General features: G+C 37.2%; 3 protein-coding genes. 2 read left to right on the forward strand and 1 reads right to left on the reverse strand.

The features are described 5' to 3' along the window. The first annotated feature begins 440 nt into the window (after positions 1–440). Positions 441–2,819, forward strand: coding sequence for a S9 family peptidase (locus tag AC07XN_RS23145; RefSeq protein WP_494744772.1), 2,379 nt, complete (start codon positions 441–443; stop codon positions 2,817–2,819). Between the two features lie 52 nt (positions 2,820–2,871). Here AC07XN_RS23145 and AC07XN_RS23150 read toward each other — a convergent pair whose 3' ends face one another. Then, positions 2,872–3,606: an NUDIX hydrolase gene (locus AC07XN_RS23150; RefSeq protein ID WP_494744773.1), complete on the reverse strand. Its 735-nt coding sequence runs from the start codon at positions 3,604–3,606 to the stop codon at positions 2,872–2,874. 103 nt (positions 3,607–3,709) lie between these two features. Here AC07XN_RS23150 and AC07XN_RS23155 point away from each other — a divergent pair, with 103 nt between their 5' ends. Next, positions 3,710–5,353 carry a carboxylesterase/lipase family protein gene (locus AC07XN_RS23155; protein WP_494744774.1) on the forward strand — a complete coding sequence of 548 codons (1,644 nt, stop codon included), beginning with the start codon at positions 3,710–3,712 and terminating at the stop codon, positions 5,351–5,353. Positions 5,354–5,555: the final 202 nt, after the last annotated feature.

Below are 5,555 nucleotides of genomic sequence, written 5' to 3' on the forward strand. Positions count from 1 at the left end.
AAATATAATTTATTCAACAAATATTTTACATAAAAACAATCATTAATCATCAAAAAATGCACTTTTCAAAAAATAAAATGGTTAATCACTGAAGCAAAATATTTACTAAATACCTATGTTTATGTATTGTCATATGTTAATTTGTCGATTCAAGTTTTAAAATTGTTACATATTTAAAACACTCTTCCAGAGTATAATAAATGACGAATATGAACATACGACGTATAATTGCAAAGTATTATGGATACGGTCATGTCCTTTTTTTTCTAAAAAGGTACTAATATTATTTATTCATGGAATTTTGACGAAGATGCTATTTTAAAGCATTGTAAGCTTTGATAAAGAAAATAAAATTTTATTTGTACATTCATGGATTAACCTAACAACTAATAAGTGAGTTGTTTTAATAAACTTTACACTTTTCAACACTTTGTGACGATATGGATATTTGTGAAAATGAGGGCTACAAAATGCCACCAAAAGTTATTGCAGATTTAGTGACTGCAAACGTTACACCCAGTGTAAGTGTTGATTCAAAAGGAGAATGGATGGTGTTGCTTCAACGTTCGGCTCAGCCATCGATAGAACAATTAGCTCAACCCGAACTTAAATTAGCAGGACTGAGAATTAATCCGACTAATAATGGGCCAAGCAGAACAGCTTATTTTGTGAGTATCAAATTAAGGAAAGTGCTAGGGACAGACGAGGTAATGATTAAAGGTTTGCCTGAAAAACCATTATTAAGCTATGCAAGCTGGTCGCCAGATGATTCTAAGATAGCTTTTTGTAATTCAACACCTGATAAAATAGAGCTTTGGGTGCTCGATATTACCACGGCAACGGCTAGAAAAGTCTCTGATTTAGGGATGAATGCTGTTTTTGGGCATCCGTACGTCTGGCTATCTGATGGCAAATCTTTGATAGCCAAAACTGTTGACCCAAATCGAGGAAATCCTCCTCAGAAAAACGCAATACCTACAGGGCCTACCATTGTTGAAAATTTAGGGAAGACCAATCCGAGCAGGACCTATCAGGATTTACTTAAAAATGAAAGTGACGAAAAGCTTTTTGAGTTTTATGCTACGTCTGTGGTCGTGAAGATAAACCTTGAAGGAGAAACCGAAACAATCATTAAAGCAAACATTATTCGGACGGCCAGTACTTCACCAAACGGGAAATATATTTTGGTGAAAACTATTCATCGACCTTTTTCTTATCTTGTTCCTTACAATCGTTTTCCTCAAAAAATAGAAATTTTTGGAATAGATGGTGTATTGGTAAAAACTTTGGTAGATAACCCACTGATAGAAAACGTTCCGATTTTATTTGATGCCGTTCAGAAAGAGCCTCGGGGATTCAACTGGCGAGCCGACGTACCAGCTACCATATATTGGATTGAAGCCCAAGATGGTGGCGACCCTAAAAATGAAGTAACTATTCGGGACAAAGTATTTGCCTTATCAGCACCCTTTACGGGAAACTACAGTACAATTGCTGAAACGAATTATCGCTATACGGGCATTATTTGGGCTAACGAAACATTAGCCTTGATGGAAGAATATTGGCATAAAACCAGAAGAGTAATTACAAAAATTATTGACCCCAGCGGACAACACGAAGCTCAAATTTTATTCGATCGTTCTTCTGAAGATAAATACAATGAGCCGGGTAATCCATCTACGAAAAAAAACCAGTATGGTAAATTGGTGATGGATGTACAGAAGGACAATACCGTATTTATGACAGGCGACGGAGCATCTGCGGAGGGAGATAGACCTTTTGTGGATATTTTAAACCTAACTACTAAGGAAACAACTCGGTTGTGGCGTTCAGAAGCACCGTTTTATGAAAGACCCATTGCTATTCTGGATAATGACAAACAAATTGTGCTGACTGTGAGAGAGTCCAAGCAAGATAATCCCAATTATTTTGTCAGAGATTTGCTTAATAAAAATATCACTCAGCTAACTTTTTTCCCGCATCCTTATCCAGCATTAAAAGGAATAGCCAAACAAGTATTAAAATACAAGCGACCTGATGGAGTAGAGCTTACGGCTAATCTTTATTTACCAGCCGATTATCAAAAAGAACAAGGAGCCTTGCCTTGTTTGTTAGAGGCTTACCCCTTAGAATTTAAGGATAAAAGCAATGCTGGGCAAATTTCAGGTTCGCCTTATGAATTTACCTCTATTTATTGGGGCTCGCCAATCTTTTGGGTAACACAAGGCTTTGCTATTTTAGAAGGAGCTTCGATTCCGATTGTGGGTGAAGGAAATGTAGAACCCAATGATACTTATCTGGAACAATTAGTCGCAGGTGCAAAAGCAGCTATTGACGAAGGGGTTAGGTTAGGTGTAGTGGATTCAAATAGAGTGGGCGTGATGGGGCATTCCTATGGAGCTTTCATGGTTGCTAATTTATTATCACATAGTGATTTGTTCAAAGCTGGAATTGCTAGGAGCGGGGCATATAATAGAACATTGACTCCCTTTGGCTTTCAAGGAGAAGAACGTTCGATTTGGCAAACCCCTGAAACCTATTACAAAATGTCGCCATTTAATTATGCCGATAAAATGAAAACGCCTTTGCTATTGATACATGGCGAAGCAGATAACAATATGGGAACTTTCCCGATGCAGTCTGAACGATATTATAATGCCTTGAAAGGACTAGGGGCAACGGTGCGTTATGTTCAATTGCCTTATGAAAGCCACGGATACCAAGCCAAAGAATCTATTTTACACATGCTTTGGGAAATGGATACTTGGCTGACTACTTATGTGAAGGAAGAGAAAATGGTAGAGATGAATGTTGTTTAGTATTAATGCAAAGTCCATCGAAAAATTTTTCGATGGACTTTGTGTTTGAAAGCTATTTAATAAAACTATACAGAAAAGGAGCTTTATGAGCCTTGCCTAAAAATTGCTTTTCGTGCCTTTTTAAAATATCCAAACCTAGTATTTGTCGTTGGAAAGTAGTTCTACGAATCTTTTCTCCTAAAATAGCTTCATATACCTGCTGGTATTGCTTCATCGTAAATTTCTCTGGTAGTAAATTAGCGCCAACCAATTTTTTATTGATGTTGTCGCGAAGCGTCTGCAAGGCTTTCTGTACCATTTCATCGTGGTCTAGCATCAGAGGAGGCAATTCATTAACGGGATACCATTCGCACCTATCCGATAATGTATCTGGTTGTGGGTTTACTTCATTAAAATTGATTAAGGCATAATATCCCACCGAAATGAAGCGCTCTAAAAGCCAATGTTCTTCGCCCGAGTTTAAATGTCCATTATTTAACATTATCTGTTCTATGGTTGCAGGGACAAACCTTTCTAAAGAACCAAAAGTATGAAACTGTTCGAGATAAATATTTTCTAAACCCGTTCTGTCGTGCAAACCTCTTCTTACAGCATCGTTTAAGCTTTCATGCACTTTGACAAATCCTCCGGGCAATGCAAAGAGTTTGGTATTGTGATACTCTAAAATAAGAATCTTCAAAGTCTCTCCGTCAAACCCAAAAATGACTGAATCGTAGGCAATATGAGGCAAAAAGCCTGATTCTTTTGCGGTGTTTGCATACTTTTTATGAATAGCCCTTTTTGTCATTTTTAAAAAATAATAAGATTTAATTGTATTTTTCTGTAAATCATTTTATTATTGTCACAAAATGAGACAATAAGTTCAATCTTTCGTAAAACTAACAAATAAAATGAAATTTAGCATCAGACTGTTATGCTTACTCTGTGTATTAATGAATCTAAACATTACTGCTCAATCCCTCAAAAACGGATATGTATTGCCAATTCAAGCCAAAACGGTAAATGGCATTGTGGAAGGTGAATTTGATGTTCGTACCAATACCCATAGTTTCAAGGGTATTCCATTTGCTCAGCCTCCTGTTGGTGATTTAAGGTGGAAAGAACCGCAACCTGTAAAAAACTGGACAGGCGTTTTAGAAACCAAACAGTTTGGCCCTAAAGCCGTACAACCAGCTATTTTTGGAGATATGGGTTTTAGAAGTAATGGCATGAGTGAAGATTGTTTATACTTAAACGTCTGGACACCTAAAGTAAGCAGTCAAGAAAAATTGCCAGTGTTAGTATATTTCTATGGCGGAGGTTTTATCGCAGGCGATGGCTCTGAACCAAGATATGACGGCGAAAGTATGTCGAAAAAAGGAATCGTTACAGTTACTTTGAATTATAGATTAGGCATTTTTAGTTTCTTCTCACATCCTGAGCTTACGAAAGAATCTCCTCATAAAGCTTCTGGTAATTATGGTTACTTAGATCAAAACGCAGCATTGAAATGGGTAAAAGCTAATATTGCTAATTTTGGTGGTGACCCTAACAAAATTACGATAGCGGGCGAGTCTGCAGGTTCTGTTTCAGTAAGTGCGCAAGTGGTTTCGCCATTATCTAAAAACTTAATTGCGGGTGCTATTGGCGAAAGTGGTGGATTGGTTTTTCCAACATTAGCAGCTGTTACTTTACAAGATGGAGAAAAAACAGGCGTTGCCTTTGCTCAAAAAGCAGGAGTGAGTACATTGAAAGAATTGCGTGCGATGACTACTTATGAAATTTATCAGAAAATGATGGAATTTGGTGTGTGGAATTTCAAATCAACAATTGATGGATATTTCTTGCCAAAAACATTACCAGAGATTTATGCGAGTAAAGAACATGCCAATGTGCCATTATTATTAGGGTGGAATTCAGAAGAAATGAATTATAAGGCTTTAACCAAAGGAAAGGAAGCTACGGCGGAAGTGTATACCAATACTGTAAAAGAATTGTACGGAGACAAAGCACAGGAAGTGTTGAAATTATACCCTGCAGGTACAGCCGAAGAAACAGAACAGTCGGCAACGGCATTGGCTGGCGACCGCTTTATTGCTTATTCTACTTGGAAATGGTTTGACGAACACCGTAAAAATAGCACACAGCCAGTGTATCGTTATTTTTATGCACATCCTAGACCCGACATGAAAGCGCAAGACCTTGAGGCTGCCTTGGCAGGGGGAGTAGTAAAAAGAGATAAAAATGCTCCGAAACCAGCAAAGCCAAAAGGCGCTGTTCACTCAGCAGAGATTGAGTACGCGATGGGCAATTTAGCAGGCAATACTACGTACGATTGGAACGAAGACGATTATAAAGTATCACAAACGATGCAAAATTATTTTGCCAACTTTATTAAAACGGGAAATCCGAACGGAGCAGGTTTAGAAAATTGGCCAGTGGCTAAAGACGAGGCTAATCCAGATGTGATGATTATTAAAGTACAATCAAAGGCCATCAAAACGCCAAATGATAATCGTTATTTATTTTTAGACAAAGAGTATCAGAAGAAATAAATAGTAAAAATTTAAGAGACTGTCTTAATATGCAATATTATCCATCTAAATGAAATCTGGAAGTATTACTATTAAGACAGTCTTTTTTAATAATAGTCTAAAGTTTAAAGTCTAGAGTCTAGTGTTGTGCTTGCCTAAAATAGGTTGCCCTTCAATGGCAACATTTTATGGCAAAATTAAATTTGAAAACTGGTAAAAGTAC

This window comes from Arcicella sp. GW458-12-2-14-TSB2, from assembly GCF_059423785.1.

What these genes read in the sequence shown, in the direction of transcription:
- AC07XN_RS23145 (WP_494744772.1), top strand. Translation starts at nt 441, where the DNA reads ATGGATATTTGTGAAAATGAGGGCTACAAAATGCCACCAAAAGTTATT.
- AC07XN_RS23150 (WP_494744773.1), bottom strand. Translation starts at nt 3,606, where the DNA reads ATGACAAAAAGGGCTATTCATAAAAAGTATGCAAACACCGCAAAAGAA.
- AC07XN_RS23155 (WP_494744774.1), top strand. Translation starts at nt 3,710, where the DNA reads ATGAAATTTAGCATCAGACTGTTATGCTTACTCTGTGTATTAATGAAT.